Source organism: Vibrio olivae (assembly GCF_042428525.1).
Lineage (GTDB): Bacteria > Pseudomonadota > Gammaproteobacteria > Enterobacterales > Vibrionaceae > Vibrio > Vibrio olivae.
The window spans coordinates 1-4,398 of the sequence record NZ_JBHMEP010000029.1 but is presented as its reverse complement, the minus strand read 5'-3'; the positions used below and the strand labels follow the sequence as shown (position 1 = coordinate 4,398).

The following is a 4,398-nucleotide window of genomic DNA, read 5'->3' as shown; positions in this document are numbered from 1 at the left end:
GATCCTTGCTAAATAAATTATCTTGACTTATCTTCGCGGTGTCAGTCCATCACCTGACGAGTAAGATATTTAAAAGTTGATCCCTGTCGGGTGTGTGATGGCCCCGGTGGGGACTCTTTGTACCATGCAATTAGATTCTTTTTTACACCGGAAAATTATGCAAGACCTACGCATCCAGCGAGCGAAGATCTTGATGATGTTATACACCAGTCATTATCTTGTCAATAACAGACAAAAGCAGTTGCTTGACCATTCATGCGCTTTAAGCAGAGATCAGGCTTTCGATTATATGACGGAGTTTAATGAAAGACTTAGTGATAAGATAGGTATAGAATGTACGATGGATATTCTTCTACCTACCGATGATGATAATGCTAATATCATAATCGAGTACAATGGCATCATTAAGAGGTTGATGAGGGAGGCCGAGAGACTGGAGCTTTATACCGACGCCATTGAGGAAATGATGCGTGATCTTCTTAATGAGTTGAAGGATGATATTGATCTTAATATCCTGATATTTGACGTAACCCAGTTACTTATAAAATACAATCTATTTAGGTTGGATGCCATAACCGAGCAGGAGTTCAAGGACTCTTTCGTCAGGATGGATAGTAGGAATATGGAGATAAAGAAATTAACTTTATCTGATATTAAGAAGGTGGTGATGATGATGGAGGATAGATATAGTTATATTTCGTCTATATGATAGACAAATATAATTGATTACGTTTTTTTGTAAAAATATCTCCTATTTGTTTGTTGTTTTAAAATAAGTGTCTATATTTGCGGTGTCTATCCGTTGCTAGACCAGAAGAAGATATTAATATCGCTTAGGCGTAGGCGATAAATGAGAGCTATCAGTGGAGTAACGGACGCTGGTGGCTCTCGTTGTTTTATATTATGGATGATAATTTAAAATTGTTTGAGAATCCTGATTTTGGGGATGTAAGAGTATTATTAGACGAGAAAAGCAATCCATGGTTTGTTGGTAATGACATAGCCAGATGTCTTGGTTATGAAAACTTAGGGAACGCTGTAAAAAGGTTTGTTGATGATGAGGATTCTATCATTCTTGCAAGTGATTGTAAATCAATGGGGTTTAAAATAAACCCCCTTATAAATCAGGCTGTTAGGGAGATCAAATTAATCAATGAATCAGGGATGTATTCTTTGATTATGTCATCTAAGATGGAATCTGCCAAGAAATTCAAAAAATGGGTAACATCGGAGGTTCTTCCTTCTATTAGAAAAACAGGCTCCTATTCTATGCCATCAAAGAATGAACTTCCATCTGATTATATAGAGGCATTAGAGGCTTTACTTAAATCGGAAAAGGAGAAGCGTGCGTTAGCTGAGGCGAAAAAAGCGGCAGAGGAAGCCAAAAGGATATCTGATAATATCATCAAAGAACAGGTTCCTATGGTTGAGTTTGCTAAGACAGCCGAAATAGCCCAAGAGACAGATATGTTGATCAGAGAGGTTCGGGAAAAGCTGGAGGCTCATGGGTATGATATAGCGGAGAAGAATCTTCGTATATTGCTTGAGGATAATAAGTTCTTCGCCAAAACCGGTAAGAGATGGTTGCTTTCCCAAAAGGATGATAGATCGTGGTTACGCTCGTTACAGGTATCGTGATGACGATGAGTTCTATGGGACTAACACCGTCTATGTGACTCCTAAGGGATTCCAGTGGATCGTGTCTAAGATATCTAGGGAATGGATGCCTAGGTTCTTGGAGTTGAAAGGTAGGGTTCTCAGTAGATCGGATAAAAATATTTTTGCTAAACAATAAGTTTCGTTTTTATAGTTTTAGGATTGAGTTTTTTGTTTGTCCGTGAGGATCGGCAAAATGATTTGTACTTTTCAATAGAAACATAAGGTTTGTTATTATTGTTATTTGGCTTCCGTCCGCTCGTGAGAGTAGGCGGGATTTTCATATCTTTGTAACAAAACGATTTAGCTATGGGTAGATCTTGTTATGTTATAAAAAATAAGGAGGGTGGGGTAGATAATGTCCTTGCCCCGAACGACCAACCATCCGGATTATACCAAAGGGCGATGGAGGTGCTTGGCGACCAGAAGCAGGCCTTATCGGTCTGGGGTACGGCCTACTCCCCCGACTTCGTGTCTTTCTTTGGCGATTGGATGTCCATGCCATCAGAATACGGCTTAGATAGCAATGGGGAGCCTAGGTATGATGATGTCATGTCCTTTATCAAACAAAAGAATTATGCTGTGGGTAATTTCATGGCTGACGAGGTTAAGGATATCAATAATACCATTACTTCCCTGGGCGTTGATAATATCAATGATCTTAACGATATGATCGTATCTAACTTCCTTTCCGGCGGTGATATATTCATCAACAGATATAATCTTGAACGATCCGGGATGTATGATGCTGATGAGATTGATAATATCATGACTAACCGATTGGAGTATGAGCGGGTAAGGGATATGATGAGGAGGATTGTCGATTTTATGTCTGAGGGGGATCTCAATGAGAAGGATACATATTTCTTGTCCTCCGAATCAGGCCTTGGTGATGATTATATGATATATGAGGATGTGTATGATTCATTGGGAAAGAGAAGAGTCTTGAATCCAATGGAGGTAAGGGATACGATCATGAGGGCGGTAGGCGGTATCAGCGACCGCCGGGAGTTCGATCAGGCTTTCGCCTCAGTCCCATACCCTTCCTTGGCGCTCCGGTATCAGGAGGATCAGGATTACGCCGATCGGATGTATGACACATATCGTAATATGACCCGTATGGAGGTCAGGGATCAGGATGGGAATACGATTACCGACTCATATTCCAATAGCACCATACCGTATATCAGTATGCCTAAGGACATGAAAGGTCTAAGGGATAAGGTTGGGGAAATGATCAATATGGACGATTTTAAGGACATCAAGGATGTTGCCGGACGTCTATATGACATAGCCATGGATCTTTCCGATATGGGCGTTGATATAAGCGAGGCGATTAGCGATGAGATGGTTATATCTAGGCCGGAGGATATCCGTGACCTTATGGCATCGTTGGATGTCATGTTATCTTCTATACAGAATGGTGATCCGGTATATGATGACTTTATTTCCGATCTTGATAGGATAACAGGGAAAGGGAATCCGATATATGAGGTTCAGGATACTTACTTTACCGGGGATAGGATGGTGTATGTAAGGTCCGGGAAAACATCTCCTTCCGATATGTATGACAGGAACATGTTGTATGTAGGTAGAAATATATACCATAACACGACCCCGATAACCGACACCGATCAGGCCTATGAGGTGCTGGCTGATATCGGGATAGCCCAGCCCTCGTACTTACCTACAGGCGTGGTTCCCCATGGGGCTTCTCGATCTGATATTGGCGTGGTCAAGGATAATATCAAGAAGTTGGTTATGGATAACATCTCATCCTCCAATACGGAGAGTATGATCCTTGCCAGATTGATATATCAACATCCCGTTACCTCTAAGGTGGATGATGTCGATATTGATCGGGAGTTCAGGAGATACGAGGCTAGGCAGGGAAAGGATCGGGATTTTATCAAATCCTGTACATCGTTGAGGAAGATCCAGATCAAGGAAAGGTTAAAAAAATCGGATTTATATAATAATGTCTTACGTTTCCTTGATTTTAATGGATTTTATAATGTATCTTTGAACCACCATGACAGAGGTACGTTAAAAAACATAGAGATGTCGCTGCCGGAAGGTCAGGTAAGGGATCTTCTGTTTGACGTGGCTATCGAGTCCAGCGACAGCAGCATGAGGGATCTTTTCTATCTGGATAGACAGGATAGGATGATGGATGTCGGTTTTTATCGATATCTATACCAAAGGAATCCGGGCCTGCTCCGGGAGGTCAACGGCGGTGTCGAGGCGAGACCGGACGGCTTGTTCTTGGCTCGTGGAAGGTATGATGATTTCGTGTCTTTCCAATCTGGTCTATATGAGAAGGTGGGTGAGACGGTTAATGGCGGGATATATAGCTTCGTGGATAATTTTATATATTCGGACCCATCATCATATCAGGATAGTATGGTACGAAAGATAGGTGACGTTACGGTAAGAAGTGACGATAACCGTCTATCAAGGGTAGAGGATAATCCCTCATCCAGTAAGATAATTAATGAATACACTGCTAATACAAATAAGTTGATGCGAGATTTTTCGTGTAATTAATCTCTCTTTGACGTCGTGAGACGTTTTCTTTCGAGCATTGAAACATTGAATTTATAAATTTGCATGAATCCGGGCCGTAGTGATACGTTCCGGATTTTTTTGTCTTGTACCGGTTCTTATTAATACCAATTGCATGACATGACGTGCCTTGATGGTGACATATATCACGATCCCAGGATTATTAATTTTTGAACT

At 41.1% G+C, this 4,398-nt stretch carries 3 protein-coding genes; all 3 read left to right on the top strand.

Going from position 1 to position 4,398, the window contains the following annotated elements:
- Positions 1-340 precede the first annotated feature (340 nt).
- A complete protein-coding gene (locus ACFFUV_RS23145; RefSeq protein ID WP_390198234.1) occupies positions 341-709 on the top strand; it encodes a hypothetical protein in 369 nt (122 codons plus the stop codon).
- A gap of 194 nt (positions 710-903) precedes the next feature.
- On the top strand, positions 904-1,638 hold the full coding sequence (locus ACFFUV_RS23140) for a BRO-N domain-containing protein (RefSeq protein ID WP_390198232.1): 735 nt from the start codon (positions 904-906) through the stop codon (positions 1,636-1,638).
- A 327-nt stretch (positions 1,639-1,965) separates the two neighbouring features.
- Positions 1,966-4,203 carry a coiled-coil domain-containing protein gene (locus tag ACFFUV_RS23135; RefSeq protein WP_390198229.1) on the top strand — a complete coding sequence of 746 codons (2,238 nt, stop codon included), beginning with the start codon at positions 1,966-1,968 and terminating at the stop codon, positions 4,201-4,203.
- Positions 4,204-4,398: the final 195 nt, after the last annotated feature.